Below are 18,198 nucleotides of genomic sequence, written 5' to 3' on the forward strand. Positions count from 1 at the left end.
TCGGTCACGATAAAACGGAATGGGCGGTCACGATCACCCGGAACAGGCGGTCACGATGAAACGGAATGAGTGGTCACGTTGGTCCGGAATACGCAACGGTGCGAGGTGCAGCGCCGCCACTGCCTGCTATGGCGGAACACCAAACAAACCCAACCTAGAAGTACTTACCCTGACATCAGACACACCAGCGCGGCGAAGCGCGTCATGAGCGGTGGCGAAGTTACCCGGCGATGCACCGATTCCGATTTGAGCAGAGTTGAGCTTTGTCGTGCGGCAAAATGTTGTAAAAAAAGCGCGGAAACTGCCGGCAAAGAAATGACCAATCCGAAATTTTCTTAGTCTCGCCGGGGCAGGCTGGACGTCGGCCGGGAAAAGAAGATGCGTAAAAAAATCAATAGGATAGGGGGTTTTCCCGTCGTTTCATGGGTGGGTTCTGCTGAATCTCACCGTTGCATGTAGTCCCACAATAACTGCTGTTTGACACACAGGCTGTGGATACTTTCGTGATAAATCTCATATTTAACATAATATATATTATACGCACTTGTGGATAAGACAGCGGATTAGCCTGGAGCCTATGCCCATAGGGGAAATCATCAAACAGGTCTGCTGCGTCTATTCCCCGGTCAGGACCGTGCTGTCCTCAAGGCCGTATTCAGAGGCCGCGCAGGCGCTCGGAACTGCTGCAAACGTTATCGCGCTGAGCGATGCTATCGCTGGGACGTGCAGCGCGCTGACCGATGTCGTTGCTGGCATCCATAATTCGAGTCTCCGCGGCTCCTCTGTCCCGTGCGGCGTTCCCAGTGATGGATCTGGATCCCACGCGAAGGCAAGGCGATGCGCACGGCTCTCGCTATGAATGACCGGGCTCGGCAATTAAATGCTGCATCGAAGGGGTGCTGGTTGCTCTTCGAGCAGTCGTCAACCAGCGCCGCCTGAGAACCTTGATGAGCTTTATAAAAAAGGTATTTAACAGAGGGTTGGCGATTATAGGTGATGTGCTATCTAGATAAGCCTTCGCCGGCCCATGACCTGCCGCTCCATCGTCGAGCTGCTGTCTGCGCCGTTAATAATAACAATATGTTAAATAGATAGCGTAAAGAATGAGCGCATCCTCCCGCTAGCCCTTGGCCGCCAGTCTGCGATAAAGGCTTCTTACGCTGATCCCCGCGGCCTGTGCCACGGCATCCTTGTTGCCGGCAAACTGTCGCATCAGAAAATCGAGGTGCTGACTTTCGACTTCTTGAAGCGTCTTCACGCCAGCTCCGGAGTCCGGTGCCTGCTGTAGCGATGCGGCGCCGGATGCAACGGCGTCGGCCTGCAGCGCCTGGCCAGTAATTGCCCGCTCTACCACGCTGCGATCGATCACGTTCGAGTTGCCAATAATGGAGCAGCGGGTGACGATGTTGCGCAGTTCCCGGACGTTTCCTGGGTAATCGTGGCTGCGCAAGCGCTGGATTGCCGATTCGGTGAAGTGCATGCCGATACCCTGCCCCGTCGCCCTCAGAAACGTGTTGGCCAGCAGCGGTATGTCTTCAGGTCGCTCCCGTAATGCGGGTACCCGTACCGGAAAAACATTGATGCGGTAGTACAGGTCCTGGCGAAAGCGTCCTTCCGCAACCATGCCGTCGAGGTCCTTGTGGGTGGCGCACACCAGACGAAAATCTGCGTGACGCACATCGGTGCTTCCCACTTGCCGATAGGTGCCCGTTTCTATCAGGCGGAGCAGCTTTACCTGCAGCGGCAGTGGGACATCTCCGATTTCGTCCAGGAAAAGGGTACCGCCGTTGGCCGCTTCAACCAGTCCTGCCTTGTGATAGTTGGCCCCGGTGAAGGCGCCGCGGACATGGCCGAAGAGCTCGCTTTCAAACAGGGTTTCCGTGAGGCCGGCACATTCCAGCGTGACCATCTGTGCCCGATGGCGAAGGCTGTTGCGATGCAGCGTGTGCGCTGCAAGCTCCTTCCCTGCCCCGGACTCGCCCGCCAGCAGCACTGCTACGTCCGAACGTGCAACCCGGGAAATCACGGAAAGCATGGCATTGAACGCCGGCGATTGTCCGGCCATATCCTGGCTGGCTGCCTGTTCGCCCGCCGTGGGCAGTGGCCGCAGCAGCTCAATGAAGAACGCCAGCTCTCCCGTTTCGTCCGCGATGGGGAGCATCTCGACATCGACATGCTCGCGCCCTTTCGGTGTTTCGTGAATATGAAGCACCCGCTCCCGCTCGCCCGAGGCGGTCGCGGCGGCCAGTGGGCAGGTCTCTCCCGCCTCGTCGCAGGGACGGTCGTAGCCATGGGAAACCGCATAGCAACGTGGCAGTGTGGCGGCGGTTTCGGGAAGCCCGAAAGCCTCGCGGTACAGGTCATTGGTCGCCAGGATCTCATAGTTGCGACTTACCAGAATTGCCGGGCTCTCGTAGCCATCGAGCATTCGGGCATAAGTGGGATCTATGTCACTGGCAATCAGATTCATCTTGTCATTACTGGCAAGCGTGGCTGTCAATTATGGCGGGAAACGCCGGGAGTCGCCACAATCGTGACCCACCAGCCCCCCGGACAGCCCCGGGGATTCTGAAATAACCAGCGATATTACAATGGGATACGATCGATTACGGGCTTTCTTTTGTCCGCTGGCACAGAGGTTGCAGGTGCTCACTATGAGCACTTTTGCATATGCAGCCCGTTGTTGAGATCGAGACATGATGGCTGCCCACAGAGGAGACAGATGTCCATGACTCAGACACACGCAAGCGCTACCGGGATTCCCGCCGTGATTCCCTTCTTTGATGAACCGACCAACACGCTCACCTATATCGTACGCGACCCGGGCAGCAAGCACTGTGCGCTGATCGATTCCGTGCTGGACCTCGATTACGCGTCAGGCACGATCAACTACGAGGGAGCGGACCGTGTTATCGCCTACGTCCGTGAACACCAGCTGACACTGGACTGGATTCTCGAGACCCACGTTCACGCGGACCACCTCTCCGCCGCACCCTATGTCAAGCAGGAACTCGGTGGACGCATCGCGATCGGCAACCACATCTGCACAGTACAGGAGACTTTTGGCAATATTTTTGATGCGGGGCCAGGTTTTCGGGATGACGGTTCCCAGTTCGATGTGCTGCTCGCTGAAGGTGATGCGATCGAGATTGGGGGGGTTACCGGGTATGCCATGCACACGCCTGGACACACGCCGGCCTGCATGAGCTATGTGATCGGTGATGCGGTTTTTGTCGGCGATACCCTCTTCATGCCTGACTACGGGACCGCGCGCTGCGATTTCCCGGGGGGTGATGCCGGGACGCTGTATCGCTCCATCAAGCGCATACTGGCGCTACCCCCGGAAACGCGCATCTTTGTCTGCCATGACTACCTGCCCAACGGGCGCGAGCTGGAATTCGAGACAACGGTGGCGGCAGAGCGGGAGAGCAATATCCACGTCAGGGATGGGATAAGCGAGGCAGAGTTTGTCGACATGCGGGAAAAACGCGATGCGACACTTGGCATGCCAAAGCTCATACTGCCGTCATTGCAGGTCAACATGCGAGCGGGGCATATGCCGCCACCGGAGACGGATGGTCGGTTTTTCCTTAAAGTACCGCTGAATGCCTTCGGCGGTCCGGCACTGTCCAGGCTCGCCCCGGATCAGGAGACAGGCGTATGAGCATGAACGTTATCAAGGTCAGTGACGAGTTTTCCGTATCCCCGCAAATCCAGCTGCAGGACATCGAGACACTGGCGTCCATGGGCGTCAAATCACTGCTGTGCAGTCGACCCGACGGGGAGGCCAACGACCAGCCCACCTTCGCCGAGGTCGAGTCGGCGGCACGCAGGTTCGGTCTTGAGGTGGCGCACGTGCCGGTCATTTCCGGCAAGGTCAACGAGGAGAATGTGGATGAATTCCTGTCGGCGTTCGAAGCGCTCGACAAGCCCGTGCATGCATTCTGCCGGACCGGAACGCGCTCCATGACCCTCTGGAGTCTCTATCAGCGACGTCTTGGCGTTAGCGACGAGGTGCTGCTCTCGCGTGCCCGTGACCATGGCTTTGACCTTGCCGAAGCTCTGGGTATTGCCGTAGATGCGCCATCGGCCGAGGGTGTCGGTCGACGCAGGGATCATTTCGATGTGGTCATCGTGGGAGCCGGCGCCGCAGGGATTTCTGTCGCCTCCAGTCTGCGTGCCCGAACCCAGGACCTGTCCATTGCCATTATCGACCCCGCGCAGGTGCACTACTACCAGCCGGGCTGGACGCTGGTCGGCGCCGGGGTGTTCACCCAGGAGGAAACCGTCAAGACCACGGCATCGCTGATTCCCCATGGCGTCACCTGGATACAGGCTGCAGTGGGGAACTTCGAGCCGGAGGAGAACCGGGTTCTGCTCGAGGATGCCCGTCCTATTTACTACGACCGCCTGGTTGCCGCACCGGGAATCAAGCTCGACTGGAACGGCATTGACGGACTGGTGGAAACCCTGGGGCAGAACGGTGTCACCTCCAATTACCGCTTTGATCTGGCGCCCTATACCTGGGAGCTGGTGAGTTCACTGCGCCGCGGTCGTGCAGTGTTCACGCAGCCGCCGATGCCGATCAAGTGCGCCGGCGCACCGCAGAAGGCGCTTTATCTGTCCGCGGACCACTGGAAGCGCAGCGGTGCGCTGCAGGATATGGAAATCGCCTTCTATAATGCTGGCCAGGTTCTTTTCGGGGTGAAGGAATACGTACCGGCCCTGATGGAATATATGGAAGCCTACAACGCAGAGCTTAACTTTGGCTTCCGCCTTGTCCGCGTTGACGGGCCCGGGCGCACGGCCTGGTTTGAAACAACGAACGACGCGGGCGAGACCGTAGAGGTATGCACCGAGTTTGATATGCTGCACGTCTGCCCCCCCCAGGTTGCCCCCGACGTGGTGCGTGAGAGTCCGCTAGCCGATGCGGCGGGCTGGATCGATGTCGATCAGAACACGCTGCAGCATAAAACCTACGAAAACGTCTGGGGCGTGGGCGATGCCATGAATGCCCCGAACGCAAAGACCGCCGCCGCAGCGCGAATGCAGGCGCCAATTGTTGCCAACAACCTGCTGCAGCACGCCGGCTTTGCGGCGGGTGTCTCTCACTACAATGGCTACGGGTCCTGTCCGTTGACCGTTGAGCGTGGCAAGATAGTGCTCGCGGAATTCGGCTACGGCGGCAAGTTGCTGCCCAGTTTTCCGCGCTGGATCATCAACGGGCAGAGACCGTCTCGGATGGCGTGGCTGCTGAAGGAGCGGATCCTGCCGCCGGTCTACTGGAAAGCCATGCTGAAAGGACGGGAATGGATGGTAAACCCAGAGCGAAGCAAGCCGGTCTCCTCTGACGCATGAAGCTCAATCCCGGGCGGTGGCTGCCGCCAATGGAATGGCTTCGCAGCTATCACCGCGGGATGGCCGCGAACGACCTGCTGGCTGCTGTCATCGTTACGGTGATGCTGATACCGCAGTCACTGGCCTACGCCCTGCTCGCCGGCCTGCCGGCGGAGATGGGCCTGTATGCCAGCATCCTGCCGCTGGTGCTCTACGCCATCTTCGGAACCAGTCGCACCCTTTCGGTGGGCCCCGTGGCGGTCATCTCGCTGATGACGGCCACCGCGGTCGGAAAGGTGGCTGCCGGCGGTAGTGCCGATTACGCCAGCGCGGCAGTTGCCATGGCGATGATATCCGGACTCATGCTGATCGGCATGGGGCTACTCCGTTTCGGCGAACTGGCCAACCTGCTTTCCCACTCCGTGGTCAGTGGCTTCATCACGGCATCGGGGATCATCATCGCGGTCAGCCAGATCCGGCACATTGCCGGCATCTCCGGACACGGTGACAACCTCCCTGCCCTGTTCGGCAGTATGCTGGGCGAACTTTCAGGGTTCAGTCTGCCCACGCTTCTGGTCGGTGTGGGCGCCCTGCTGGTATTACTGTGGATACGGCGGGATCTCGCCAGGCTTCTGCAGGCCGTCGGCGTTCCGGCGGCGGTCGCTGACATCTTTGCCAAGGCGGGGCCCGTTCTGGTGATCGCCGTCACCACCTGGATCAGCTATAGCGCCGGCCTGGAGGCGCAGGGTGTTGCCGTGGTCGGCGTTGTACCGAGCGGCCTGCCCGCGTTCAGCACGCCGGTATTCAGTGTGGCGCTGTGGTCGGAGCTGGCGGTGTCGGCATTGCTGATCAGCCTGATCGGGTTTGTCGAATCGGTGTCTGTGGGCAAGACCCTGGGCGCGAAACGCCGGCAGAATATCAACCCCAATCAGGAGTTGGTGGCGCTGGGTGCGGCAAACGTAGCGTCCTCCCTGTCTTCAGGATTTCCGGTAACGGGTGGGTTCTCCCGCTCTGTAGTGAATTTTGACGCGGGCGCGCAGACCCAGATGGCCGGTGTCATGGCAGCACTTGGCATTGCCCTGGCCACGCTGTTTCTGACGCCGGTTCTGTATTACCTGCCGCAGGCAACCCTTGCGGCCACCATTATCGTCGCGGTGACCTCGCTCATTGATGTTGCGCTGCTGCGTCGCGCCTGGCGGTACTCTCGGCGCGACTTTATCGCGGTGACCGTGACGATCGCCGCGACGCTGGCTCTTGGCGTGGAGCTTGGTGTCCTCGCCGGCATTGTGGTGTCGGTAGCGCTGCACCTGCACAAGACCACGCGTCCGCATATCGCCATTGTTGGAGAGGTTCCCGGCACGGAGCATTTCCGCAACGTCATGCGCCACGATGTCATTACTTACCCCTCCATCGTGTCGATACGCGTTGACGAGAGCCTGTATTTTGCCAATGCCAGCTATCTGGAAAACACGGTCTACGCCATCGTGGCTGGTCGGCAGGACCTTCGGCATATCATTCTGCAGTGCACCGCCGTAAACGAGATAGACCTGAGTGCGCTGGAAACCCTGGAGCAGATTGATCACCGCCTCCGCGAGCAGGGTATTGCCCTGCATCTGAGCGAAGTGAAGGGACCTGTCATGGACGCGCTGCGTCGCACGGACTTCATCGATTCCCTCAGCGGCCAGGTTTACCTGTCACAGCACCAGGCCGTGGAATCGCTGCGTCCGCTCGGGGGGGTGGCGGTGGAGTAATCAGTGCAAACGGCGGGAGACGCCGTACTGCCAAAGCCGCAGCAGACTGCGCTCCACGGCTGACCCGGCAGCCATGCCAAGTTTCTCCTGCCAGTTGCGCTTGCGAACAAAGCGGATCTCGAAAACGTCACTGCCCTCAAGCCGCGCCTGTATCGTGGCATCTGACGTCGCCAGCTCATCGACCAGGCCCTCGTCAAGGGCCTGCTGTCCGTACCAGATCTCGCCGGTGGCCACGCGGTCGATATCCAGTGCCGGACGGTTGTCCTTCACGAAATGCTTGAACAGCGCGTGGGTCTCTTCCAGTTCCTCAACGAATTTTTCCCGGCCCTTGTCGGTGTTTTCACCGAACAGCGTCAGCGTGCGCTTGTATTCTCCGGCGGTGAGTAACTCAAAATCGATATCGTTCTTTTTCAGCAAGCGATGAAAGTTCGGCAGCTGCGCAAGAACGCCGATGGAGCCGATAACGGCGAATGGCGCTGCGATGATGCGATCGGCAACGCAGGCCATCATGTAGCCGCCACTGGCAGCGACCTTGTCCACGCAGACTGTCAGGGGAGTCCCGGCGTCACGGATACGACGCAGCTGGCTGGCAGCCAGGCCATAACCATGCACGACACCGCCGGGGCTCTCCAGACGCACCAGGACCTCATCCCCCTTCTTGAGTTGTGGCACGATGGCCGATATTTCCTCTCTCAGGTTGTCCGTGGCAGAGGCGTGGATATCGCCGTCGAAGTCGAGTACGAAGAGCACCGGGCGTTCGCGCTGGGGCTCATCCGCCGGCGACTCCTGACCACTGCCCCCTTTTTTTGCCTTCAGCGCCTTCTTGCGTTGTTTGACCTTCACTTTTTCGGCTTTTTTTCGGGCCTTGGTGGCAGCTTTCCAGGTCTGTGGGTCGTTGATGGCGTGGTTGAGCGTGTCGCTGACATGTTCGGCGCGCTGGTTGATCCGGGTTATCTCGATATGACCATCATGGTCGCCGCGCTGCCGCTGCGAAATGGCCACGAGACCCAGCGCCAGTAAGAGAATGAGGACAAGGAGTGTGACAGCCTGCGCCGCGAACAATCCCAATTCGGATAAAAACTCCATGCAATGAGCTCCTGCCGCAAGGGCATTAAGACGGTGCTTACCGGGTTGATACTCGGGTAACGTGGTAACGAATCAATTGCCCCGCAATGGAGGTTTCCGGCGGGACAGGCGGCAAATCACTATAATGATACCAGTCTGCCTCGGCGATTTCCCGCGGATCACAGCATATATCGCCGCTTCGGTAGTCGGCGAAGTAGCCAAGCATCAGCTGACTGGGGAACGGCCAGGACTGGGAGTCGAAGTAGCGAATATCGTCGACGTCGATGCCCACTTCCTCCCTGACCTCGCGCCGCAGACACTGCTCTGCACTCTCCCCGGCTTCAATAAACCCGGCCAGAGTACTGTACATGGGACGTCGAAACCGGGTGTGCCGCGCGAGGAGAAGATACTCGCCGCGCGTGACCAGGACAATAATGCAGGGCGAGATGCGCGGGTAAACCGACATTTCACACCGCTGACACCGCATGGCACGCTCGGCGGGCAGGATCTCGGTAGGATTGCCGCAGCGTCCGCAGTACTGATGGTCGCGCTCCCACTCAAGCAGCTGCAGTGCGCGTCCGGCAAGGGCGAACAGGGCATCATCGACGCGCCCGAGCAGCTCATACAGCGTGCCTACCTGATGGCGCAGCGGATCGACTTCCTGCAGATCGTCGATTTCCAGCGCGAAACAGGGCTGATTCTGCCAGTGGCCAATGAATTGTTCACGCCGGATCTGCCAGCCATTGGCGGTGAGGTCGGCGTCAGTGAGCACGCAGGGTTGCCGGGATCGCATGTCGCTGATCAGCTTGCCGCCCTGAAAAACCACGTGCAAAGCGTTGTGCCTGGAATCGGGTGGTTGCTTGTCGAGGTCGAACATATCTCTGTTACGAGCCTTTCATCTGACGGACCGGACATGGTAGGTGCGCGGCCCCCGGCGGGCAAGCCGCAGCCGCCAACGCGCCCCTATCATGCTTTTTTCTTCCACATATGATCGGGTAGGTGCTGGACCTGCGTATGGCACTGCGTGTAATCTCCCCAACCTTCCAATAACAGGCACGACGGACGGAACCTCAAATTGCCATGAGATCACTCCTGACATTGATTACGGTGCTGGTTGTTTTCTGGGTCAGCAACTCGGGGATGTTCAAGCCCTTGCTGCTGTGCCTGGGCGTGGCGTCGATTGCCCTGACCGCCTGGCTGACGTGGCGCCTGGGTATCCTCGGCGGCGGCAAGCGCCCTATCAGTATGGTCCGTCTGCCACGTTACTTTGCCTGGCTTGCGATACAGGTGGTGCAAAGCAATATTGATGTCGTACGCCGCGTCTGGACCGGTCGTGCAGCAATTTCACCGACCGTTGCACGCGTTCCGCTGCCGGCACTGAGTGATGCGGGCAAGGTCATCTACGCCAACTCGATCACGCTGACGCCGGGCACAGTTGCCATGGATGTAGATGCACCGGGCGGCACATTGCTGGTGCACGCGCTTAGCCGGGACGGCATCGCCGATCTCGAGTCAGGAGAAATGGCCCGACGTGTCCAGGGCCTTGAGCGCTGAATGGCCATGCTCGCAGCCATCGCCATCTCCCTCCTCGTTGTCATGGCGATCGCCATCGCCCGGGCGCTGACCGGGCCGACAATTTATGATCGCATTCTTGCCGTCAACCTGTTCGGTACCAAGACGGTTCTGCTCATTGCCGTGGTCAGCGTCTTTGCGGGCAGGCCCGATTATCTCGACATTGCCCTGGTCTACGCCCTTATTAATTTTATCAGCATCATCGGTGTACTCCGCTATTTCGAGTACGGCGGCAAGCCGACGGAAGGGCAGTGAGTTATGGATAGCGTCATCGCCATTGCCGGCGGAATTTTTGCGGTGCTCGGCATCGTGCTGATTCTTACCGGGGGTCTGGGCGTCATGCGCCTGCCCGATTTTTACACGCGCATGCACGCGGCGGGGGTCACGGAAACGCTGGCGGCGTTTTTTATCGTGGTAGCGCTCATGCTGGAGGTTGGTTGGGGAATCGGCTTCTTCAAGCTGCTGTTCATCATGCTGTTTGTGTTGATTACCAGTCCGACGGCGAGTCACGCGCTGGCCAAGGCGGCCCGGCACGGTCGTCTTCGCGCCCATGGCGACGATCCGGAGGCGGGTTCTTCATGATTGATTTTGCGTTTGTCGTGGATATCGTCGTTCTGGCGCTGCTGCTGGTCACCGCAGTGGCGATTGCCCGAATGAAGGATCTGTTTGCCATTGTCATGCTGTCGGGCATATACGGGCTGCTCTCCGCTGCGTTCTTCGTGTCACTCGACGCCGTCGATGTTGCATTCACCGAGGCCGCCGTCGGCGCCGGTATCTCGCCTCTGCTGTTTCTCTCCGTCCTCAAGCTGACCGGGCGCTACGAGAACGGTTCCCACTCTCACGCGATATTTGCACTGGTGCTGGTTGTGGTCACCGGACTCGCTCTGGTGGTGGGTACTCTGGACATGCCCGCCTTCGGTGATCCTGACAGTCCTGCCAGCAGCCATGTCGCGGTGCGCTACCTTGAAGAGTCCGGGCGGGAAATCGATATCCCGAACGTGGTCACATCCGTGCTTGCCAGCTATCGCGGTTACGATACGTTCGGTGAAGCCGTCGTGATCTTTACCGCTGCAGTCGGGGTGCTGTCCCTCCTCGGTCTGCTGTCAGGACCGCGCGAGGGTGGCGAGAGTCCGGTGCGTATGGGAGATCACCTGGTGCTGCGACTGGTCAGTGAAATGCTAATCCCGCTGATACTGCTGTTCGCGCTCTACGTACAGTTCCACGGAGAATACGGGCCCGGCGGAGGTTTCCAGGCGGGCGTGATCTTCGCTGCGGCGATCATTCTGCACAGTATGCTGTTCGGCTTGCAGCCAGCACAGCGGGTCGCCCGTCCTCCCGTGCTGCGTGCGCTCGCTGCCCTCGGCGTTCTCGTCTATGGCAGCGTTGGTGTTGTCAGCATGCTGTCCGGCGGCACCTTCCTTGATTATTCGGTCCTCAGTGAAGACCCCGTGAGTGGGCAGCATCTGGGAATTATCGTCATTGAGCTGGGCGTCGGTGTCACGGTGGCGTCGACCATGATTCTGATCTTCTTTGCCTTTACCTCGCGGTCGGATGCCGCGCACCCGGAGACCTCGCGGTGATCCTGGATCTCTATAATTACTGGGTTGTCATCGCCCTGATGATGGTCGGTTTCTACAGCGTTATCGTGCGCGGGAATCTGATCAAGAAGCTCATCGGCCTGAACATCTTCCAGACGTCCGTGTTCATTTTCTATATCAGCGTGGGAAAGGTCGATGGTGGGACGGCGCCGATTCTCGTGGATGGCGTCACGCTATATTCAAACCCCCTGCCCCACGTCCTCATATTGACGGCGATCGTGGTCGGCATCGCCACCCTGGCACTCGCGCTCGCCCTGGTTGTTCGCATCAAGGACGCCTACGGCACCGTTGAAGAAGAAGAAATCCGGGAGATCGACGAACAGTGATGGTGCACCTTCCAGTCCTGCAGGTCGTCATTCCGCTGATGGCCGCTCCGGCCCTGCTATTGCTCAATCGACCCTGGCAATCGTGGCTGCTGACGTGTCTTGTCACCATCACGGCCTTCGCCATCAGCGTTTCCCTGCTGGGGACCGTCTACAGCACGGGAACCATCAGCTACGAGCTGGGCGGCTGGGAGCCGCCCTGGGGGATTGAATACCGTATTGATCTGCTGTCGGCCTATGTGCTTCTCATCGTGTCAGGTGTTGCGGCACTGGTCGCGGTGGCATCGCGGCAGGGTCTGGATGCCGACGTTGCGACCGACAAGCAGCCCACACTGTACGTGCTTTATTGTCTGTGCCTTGCCGGTTTGCTGGGTATTGTCGCTACCGGCGATCTGTTCAATGTGTTCGTTTTTCTCGAGATCTCATCGCTGTCCACCTATGCCCTGATCGCCATGGGCCCACACCGACGCGCCCTGTGGGCTTCCTACCAGTACCTCGTGGTGGGCACAATCGGCGCCACATTCCTGCTGATCGGCATTGGCTTTATTTACAGCCTCACGGGCACGCTCAACATGCAGGATATCGCCGCGCGGCTGCCCCTGGTCGATGCAGACCGCACGGTGCACACGGCGTTTGCATTTATCGTTGTCGGGGTCTGTCTGAAACTGGCCCTCTTTCCGCTGCACTTCTGGCTGCCGAACGCGTATACCTACGCACCGTCGATCGTCACGGCATTTCTCGCCGCGACATCGACAAAGGTTGCGGTATACCTGCTTATACGTCTGCATTACTCGATTTTTGGCGCCAATTTCGCACTGGATGTCCTGCCGCTCAACCTGCTGTTTCTCATACTCGGACTGGCGGGCGTGTTTGCGGCGTCTCTGGTGGCTGTGCAGCAACCAAACGTCAAGCGGCTGTTTGCGTATTCCAGTATCGCCCAGATTGGCTACATGATCGTAGGCCTGGGGCTGGGGACGGTGATCGGACTGCAGGCAACCCTGCTGCATCTGTTCAACCACGCGCTCATGAAGGGCGCACTGTTTCTGGCGATCGCCGGCGTGGTCTACCGCGTTGGCGGCTCGGACCTCGCCCACTTTGCGGGTCTCGGCCGGCTGATGCCGTGGACCATGGCAGCCATAGTCATCGGCGGTCTCAGCCTGATTGGTGTTCCGCTGACGGTGGGCTTCATCAGCAAGTGGTATCTTGTTCTGGGCGCCATTGAGGCTGGACTCTGGCCCGTTGCCGGACTGGTGCTGATTGCCTCCGTTCTCGCACTGTTCTATGTCTGGCGGATCGTCGAGGTGGCCTATTTTGAGTCCCCGACCGCGCTCACCGAGAGCGCCCGCGAGGCCCCGCTGGGCATGTTGCTGGCGACGTGGGTACTTGTCGGCGCGAACATCTACTTTGGTATCGATACTGAGCTGACCCGGCAAACCAGCGAACTTGCCGCACAACACCTGATGGGAGGCCAGCCATGATGGGGGCGCAACAGGTGCTTCAATGGGTTGTTCTGCTGCCGGCGATGGCGATACCACTCCTGCTGCTGGCGCGTCACTACCCCAACATTCGCGAAGGCGTGTCACTGCTGGCCTCAATCACGCTGTTCGCCCTGGTGACGATGCTGTACCGTGATTTCACCGCCGGTGGCAGTGCCGAAGCTGTCTGGATAGCCATCATGCCTGGCCTCGAAATCAGCTTCAGGGTCGATGCGCTGGGTGTGCTGTTTGCGCTGGTCGCCAGCTTTCTCTGGATCGTCACTACGCTTTATGCCATTGGCTACATGCGGGCCCACGCCGAGGACAACCAGACTCGCTTTTACGTCTTTTTTGCCGTTTCCATTGCGTCTGTCATGGCTATCGCGTTTTCGGCGAACCTGTTCACGCTGTTCATTTTCTACGAAATGCTGACCCTGGCCACCTACCCGCTGGTGACCCATGCGGGCACGGCAAAGGCACGCGCCGGCGGGCGTACCTACCTGACTATTCTGGTGGGAACGTCGATTGTTTTTTTCCTGCCGGCCATTATTGCCACCTATGCCATCAGCGGGTCTCTCACGTTCACACCCGGTGGCGTTTTCGCCGCCGACACGTCGCCGGTTCTGCTGGGTGCGCTGCTGGTACTGTTCATATTTGGTATCGGCAAGGCTGCGATCATGCCATTCCATCGCTGGTTACCCGCTGCGATGGTAGCCCCGACGCCGGTGAGCTCGCTGCTGCACGCAGTCGCGGTGGTCAAGGCGGGCGTTTTTTCCGTGATCAAGGTCGGCGCGCTTATCTTTGGCCTCGATACGCTGGCTGGTCTCTGGTCTACTGACCTGCTGCTCTACCTCTGCGCATTCACGGTTATCGTCGCTTCTCTGGTGGCAATGCGCCAGGACAATCTCAAGGCCCGTCTGGCGTATTCCACGGTAAGCCAGCTGAGCTACATGACGGCTGGGGTTCTTCTCGCGACAAGCACCGGTCTGCTCGGCAGCAGTATGCACATCGCCATGCACGCCTTGGGCAAGATCACCCTGTTTTTCTGTGCGGGCGCCATCCTGGTGGCGGCGCACAAGAGTGATATCAGCCAGATGCGTGGCCTCGGTCGACAGATGCCGTTTACCATGATGGCCTTCTTCGTTGGCAGCCTCAGTATTATCGGTCTGCCGCCCACTGGCGGCACCTGGAGCAAGTGGTACCTTATTACGGGGAGCCTGGAGGCCGATCAGCTGGCTCTGGTGATTGTTCTCATGCTTAGCTCCCTTCTGAATATTGCTTACCTGCTGCCGATTCCACTGCGCGCTTTCTTCCCGGGAGAGGCACACCCGGTTGAGGGTCCGGTGGGTATTCGCGAGGCACCGCTGCCGTCCCTGATCGCCATTGGAATTACCAGCCTGATGTGTCTTCTGCTGTTTCTGTTCCCGCAGCGCCTGTATGACCTGGCCAGCGCCGTCGGAGGGTGAGCATAATGAAAGATGAAAAAACGTATTTCTTCGATCGGCCGGAAAACGTGGCGCGCCTCCTTCGGGTATTCTACGGGGTCTGCATCATCCTGGCTGTGCTGGACTTCGTGATTCATCGCCATGTGTATCATGCGTGGGAAAATCTCTGGCTGTTCTATCCGATCTACGGCTTCGTCGGCTGCGTTCTGCTCGTGCTGGTCGCGAAGTGGATGCGCACCTTCCTGATGCGCGACGAGTCCTATTACGAGGATCTTGAGCGGGCGAGAACGGATTCCTCGGGAGATTCGCGTGATGCCTGAGTCCTTGCCACCGTTCCTCATATTCTATGTTGTGGCCCTGCTTGCACTGCCTGCGCGCGGCATTCTGCGCACTGTGCTTATGCTGTCAGCCCCGGTTCTGGGTGCCTGGTGCGTCTGGCAGACACCCGAGGGCAGCTATGGCGTTCTTCAGGTGCTGCAGTTCGAACTCACGCTGCACCGCGTGGATCGGCTGGCGACCCTGTTCGGTTACCTGTTCAATCTTGCCGCCTTTATTGCCTTCGTCTACGCACTGCACGTGCGCGACCGGGTTCAGCAGACGGCCAGCATACTTTACGCGGGAAGCGCTCTCGGGGCGGTCTACGCCGGCGACCTCATAACGCTGTTCGTTTTCTGGGAGATGCTGGCGTTGACCTCGGTTTTCCTGGTCTGGGCGCGGCGCACCGATCGTGCGTACCGCTCCGGCATGCGCTACCTGATTATTCAGGTCCTGTCCGGGCTGCTGCTGCTCGGGGGCGTTATCGCCTATGCCGCTGACGGAAATTCACTGTCGTTTGATTACATCGGCCTCGAGGGTTTCGCCAGCTGGCTGATACTGCTGGCATTCGGGATCAAGTGCGCCTTCCCTTTCATGCACAACTGGCTGACCGATGCCTATCCCGAGTCTACCCCTACCGGTACCGTTTTCCTGAGCGCATTCACGACCAAGGTGGCGGTGTACGCCCTGGCCCGAGCGTTCCCGGGCACTGAACTGCTGGTCTATGTCGGTGCGACCATGGCAACGTTCCCGATCTTCTTCGCGGTGATCGAAAACGATCTGCGCCGGGTGCTGGCTTACAGTCTCATCAACCAGGTGGGTTTCATGGTAGTCGGTATTGGCATCGGGACCGCACTGGCGATCAACGGCGCGGTGTCGCACGCCTTCAATGACGTCATATTCAAGGGGCTGCTGTTCATGTCCATGGGCGCGGTCCTGTACCGCACCGGCAAGATCAATGGTTCCGAGCTTGGCGGCCTTTACAAGACCATGCCGAAAACGACCGTGCTGTGCATCGTAGGCGCGGCCTCTATATCGGCATTTCCGCTGTTCAGCGGGTTTGTCAGCAAGTCCATGGTAATGAGTGCGGCGCTGGCCAACGATTTTCATATCGTCTGGCTGCTGCTTCTTTTTGCGTCGGCAGGGGTATTTCACCATGCGGGCATCAAGATTCCTTATTTTGCGTTCTTTGCCCACGACTCTGGAATCCGCACCCAGGAAGCGCCCACCAACATGCTGGTAGCCATGTCGCTTGCTGCCGCGCTGTGCATAACCATTGGTGTTTTCCCGGATTTCCTCTACCGCCTGCTGCCCTACGACACCGGCTATAATCCGTATGACGCGACGCACGTCCTTGCACAGACCCAGTTGCTGTTTTTCTCGGCACTGGCATTCGTCTGGCTCAACCTGCGTGGCATGTATCCGCCCGAGCTGCCGTCCACGAACCTGGACGCCGACTGGCTGTATCGGCGCCTCGCGCCGTCGGTGATAGGCCATACAGCCTCAATGGTGGCGAGGTGGGATGCGGGAATGCGGAGCTCAGGCAGACTCGTACTGGTGCGTGCCGCCCAGCTGGTCAATCGACATCACAGCCCCGGCGGTTTTCTTGCGCGCACGTGGTCCACGGGCAGCGCTGTTTTCTGGGTGGTGGCAATCCTTGCAGTCTACCTGCTGTTATTTGCTGTCGGCGACGGTATGGCTCTGCGCTGATCCACCGGTATGCCATTGCAGCGTGACGCCACTGCTTTTTTCAATGGCGGCCAGCGTTGCAATGTGGGCGGACACTTCCGCGTCTGTCGGGCGGATAACCGTGAGTCTCGGCCGCTGTTCTGACAGGGGCCTGACCCGGCTCTCACTGCCGCCCTCGCTGCGACTCTCCGCGTCATCCGAAAGATGCAGGGTGGTTTGCCCCCCAGTCATCGCCAGATAGACGTCCGCCAGTATCTCGGCATCCAGCAGCGCGCCGTGCAGGTCGCGGGTCGAGTTATCAACCGCATAACGCGAGCACAGCACGTCCAGGTTGTTGCGCTGACCGGGGTGCTTGTGCCTTGCCATCTGCAGCGTATCAATAATATGGCAGTGTGACTCGATGCCGGTGTAGCCCGAGCGATAACGCTGCAGCTCACTGTCCAGAAAGCCGACGTCAAAGGGTGCATTGTGAATGATCAGCTCGGCATCGCCGATGAAGGTCAGGAAGGCTTCAGCGATACGCGCAAAAACCGGCTTGTCGGCAAGGAATTCCGGGGTTATGCCATGGACTTCCATGGCGCCTGCATCGATGTCGCGGTCGGGGTTGATGTACTGATGGTAGTGACGGCCCGTCAGGCGCCGATTGACCAGCTCAACGCAGCCTATTTCGATAATCCGATGCCCCTGGCTGACCTCAAGGCCAGTGGTTTCCGTATCCAGAACAATCTGTCGCATGGGTTTCCGTCGTGTTGTGAGCGTGAGTATCCGGTGACGTTCAGGCAGCGCGATTCTTGCTGCTTTGGCGATTTGGCATGCCCGAGGGTGTCGGTGCCGGGTTGGCGACACCCAGACCGATCAGTGACCGCCGCCGCGCCAGCCGCTGCACGGGGCGGCGTATATTCGGCACCTGCTTTATCGCATGTGCCAGGTACACCGAGCCAATCGGCAGCTGGTGGCGATTGAGCGCTGCATTCAGCGCAGCGGCCGTTCGATGAAAGCGTCCACTTCCCCAGGGTGGCAGCGGATACAGATGATCAAAGCATTCGACTTTGCAGCCAACTAGATGCAGCCAGTCGGTCAGGCGATACTGGCTGACGGGACGGCGGGTGCGCCACAGCGAGTTCCCTAATGCGCCACGCAGTCGTTGCGAGGCACCCTTCAGACTGTAGGGGTTGAAGCCCACGATCAGCAGGTGCCCATTCGGCGTCAGTACGCGCTGCATTTCACGCAGGCAGTTATGCGGATTGTGGCAGAAATCAAGCGTGTGCAGCGCGACGACGATATCAATACTGTCGGACTCCAGCGGCAGCTCCGCGCATTCGCAGGGCAGTGTCACGCCGCCCAGACCTTCAGCGCCGGCGATGATCTTGTGGTGTATACGACTGTCATTCAGCAGGCTGCGTCCCGGCAGAGGGCCGAGCTGCAGGATGTGGTATCCGAAAGCCGTTTCCAGGAGCGGGCGGCTGCGTGCGCGGATCTCTGCAAACAGACGCTCTCCGGCGTCTCTGGCGTACCAGGTTTCCAGTTGCTGCGAAATCTCGCTAAACTCTTGTGCCATTTGCTGCTCGACGCTGATCGGTGTATCAGATTAGCCAGCAATGAGCCTGCAATGCAACCACTGGAGTTCA

Annotated in this window: 17 protein-coding genes; 12 read left to right on the plus strand and 5 right to left on the minus strand. The window is 59.5% G+C overall.

The genetic code is table 11. The features are described from left to right. Positions 1-1,120 precede the first annotated feature (1,120 nt). Entirely contained in the window at positions 1,121-2,470 is a 1,350-nt protein-coding gene (locus tag EV688_RS14595; RefSeq protein WP_117319244.1) for a sigma-54 interaction domain-containing protein, read from the minus strand. Between the two features lie 258 nt (positions 2,471-2,728). Here EV688_RS14595 and EV688_RS14600 point away from each other — a divergent pair, with 258 nt between their 5' ends. From EV688_RS14600 to EV688_RS14610, 3 genes are read left to right on the plus strand one after another with little or no spacing between them, the layout of a single operon-like run. Next, complete coding sequence (locus tag EV688_RS14600) at positions 2,729-3,664, plus strand: MBL fold metallo-hydrolase (protein WP_117319243.1); 936 nt, start codon at positions 2,729-2,731, stop codon at positions 3,662-3,664. Then, positions 3,661-5,358 (plus strand): bifunctional protein tyrosine phosphatase family protein/NAD(P)/FAD-dependent oxidoreductase, encoded by a 1,698-nt coding sequence (locus tag EV688_RS14605; RefSeq protein WP_117319242.1) that lies wholly within the window; start codon positions 3,661-3,663, stop codon positions 5,356-5,358. The genes EV688_RS14600 and EV688_RS14605 overlap by 4 nt, the downstream gene beginning before the upstream one ends. Next, positions 5,355-7,088, plus strand: coding sequence for a SulP family inorganic anion transporter (locus EV688_RS14610; protein WP_117319241.1), 1,734 nt, complete (start codon positions 5,355-5,357; stop codon positions 7,086-7,088). Before EV688_RS14605 ends, EV688_RS14610 begins: the two co-directional genes overlap by 4 nt. Here the strand turns inward: EV688_RS14610 and sohB are convergent, their stop codons facing one another. Beyond that, positions 7,089-8,174, minus strand: a complete 1,086-nt coding sequence (sohB, locus tag EV688_RS14615; RefSeq protein WP_117319240.1) for a protease SohB — start codon at positions 8,172-8,174, stop codon at positions 7,089-7,091. A gap of 37 nt (positions 8,175-8,211) precedes the next feature. Beyond that, positions 8,212-9,030 (minus strand): NAD(+) diphosphatase, encoded by an 819-nt coding sequence (nudC, locus tag EV688_RS14620; RefSeq protein WP_117319239.1) that lies wholly within the window; start codon positions 9,028-9,030, stop codon positions 8,212-8,214. 203 nt (positions 9,031-9,233) lie between these two features. Between nudC and EV688_RS14625 the strand changes: the two genes are divergently transcribed. From EV688_RS14625 to EV688_RS14665, 9 genes are read left to right on the plus strand one after another with little or no spacing between them, the layout of a single operon-like run. Beyond that, complete coding sequence (locus EV688_RS14625) at positions 9,234-9,707, plus strand: Na+/H+ antiporter subunit E (RefSeq protein WP_117319238.1); 474 nt, start codon at positions 9,234-9,236, stop codon at positions 9,705-9,707. Beyond that, positions 9,708-9,980, plus strand: coding sequence for an MrpF/PhaF family protein (locus tag EV688_RS14630; RefSeq protein WP_240624432.1), 273 nt, complete (start codon positions 9,708-9,710; stop codon positions 9,978-9,980). Between the two features lie 3 nt (positions 9,981-9,983). Beyond that, the gene (gene mnhG / locus EV688_RS14635) at positions 9,984-10,307 is read left to right on the plus strand and encodes a monovalent cation/H(+) antiporter subunit G (protein WP_117319237.1); all 324 of its coding nucleotides are present in this window, start codon (positions 9,984-9,986) and stop codon (positions 10,305-10,307) included. Next, complete coding sequence (locus EV688_RS14640) at positions 10,304-11,305, plus strand: Na(+)/H(+) antiporter subunit B (RefSeq protein WP_117319236.1); 1,002 nt, start codon at positions 10,304-10,306, stop codon at positions 11,303-11,305. Before mnhG ends, EV688_RS14640 begins: the two co-directional genes overlap by 4 nt. Further along, on the plus strand, positions 11,302-11,649 hold the full coding sequence (locus tag EV688_RS14645; RefSeq protein WP_117319235.1) for a cation:proton antiporter subunit C: 348 nt from the start codon (positions 11,302-11,304) through the stop codon (positions 11,647-11,649). Before EV688_RS14640 ends, EV688_RS14645 begins: the two co-directional genes overlap by 4 nt. Next, the gene (locus EV688_RS14650; RefSeq protein WP_240624431.1) at positions 11,649-13,124 is read left to right on the plus strand and encodes a monovalent cation/H+ antiporter subunit D family protein; all 1,476 of its coding nucleotides are present in this window, start codon (positions 11,649-11,651) and stop codon (positions 13,122-13,124) included. Before EV688_RS14645 ends, EV688_RS14650 begins: the two co-directional genes overlap by 1 nt. Next, entirely contained in the window at positions 13,121-14,587 is a 1,467-nt protein-coding gene (locus EV688_RS14655; protein ID WP_117319233.1) for a proton-conducting transporter transmembrane domain-containing protein, read from the plus strand. Before EV688_RS14650 ends, EV688_RS14655 begins: the two co-directional genes overlap by 4 nt. A gap of 5 nt (positions 14,588-14,592) precedes the next feature. After that, positions 14,593-14,886: a hypothetical protein gene (locus EV688_RS14660; protein WP_117319232.1), complete on the plus strand. Its 294-nt coding sequence runs from the start codon at positions 14,593-14,595 to the stop codon at positions 14,884-14,886. After that, entirely contained in the window at positions 14,879-16,591 is a 1,713-nt protein-coding gene (locus tag EV688_RS14665) for a Na(+)/H(+) antiporter subunit D (RefSeq protein ID WP_117319231.1), read from the plus strand. Before EV688_RS14660 ends, EV688_RS14665 begins: the two co-directional genes overlap by 8 nt. On the opposite strand, the gene dnaQ is transcribed toward EV688_RS14665, so the two are convergent. Both dnaQ and EV688_RS14675 read right to left on the minus strand, forming a co-directional pair. Beyond that, complete coding sequence (dnaQ, locus tag EV688_RS14670) at positions 16,556-17,305, minus strand: DNA polymerase III subunit epsilon (protein ID WP_117319230.1); 750 nt, start codon at positions 17,303-17,305, stop codon at positions 16,556-16,558. The two genes, EV688_RS14665 and dnaQ, sit on opposite strands and share 36 nt — an antisense overlap. A gap of 40 nt (positions 17,306-17,345) precedes the next feature. Then, on the minus strand, positions 17,346-18,128 hold the full coding sequence (locus tag EV688_RS14675; protein WP_117319229.1) for a class I SAM-dependent methyltransferase: 783 nt from the start codon (positions 18,126-18,128) through the stop codon (positions 17,346-17,348). Positions 18,129-18,198: the final 70 nt, after the last annotated feature.

It is taken from the genome of Chromatocurvus halotolerans, assembly GCF_004340525.1.
GTDB lineage: Bacteria > Pseudomonadota > Gammaproteobacteria > Pseudomonadales > Halieaceae > Chromatocurvus > Chromatocurvus halotolerans.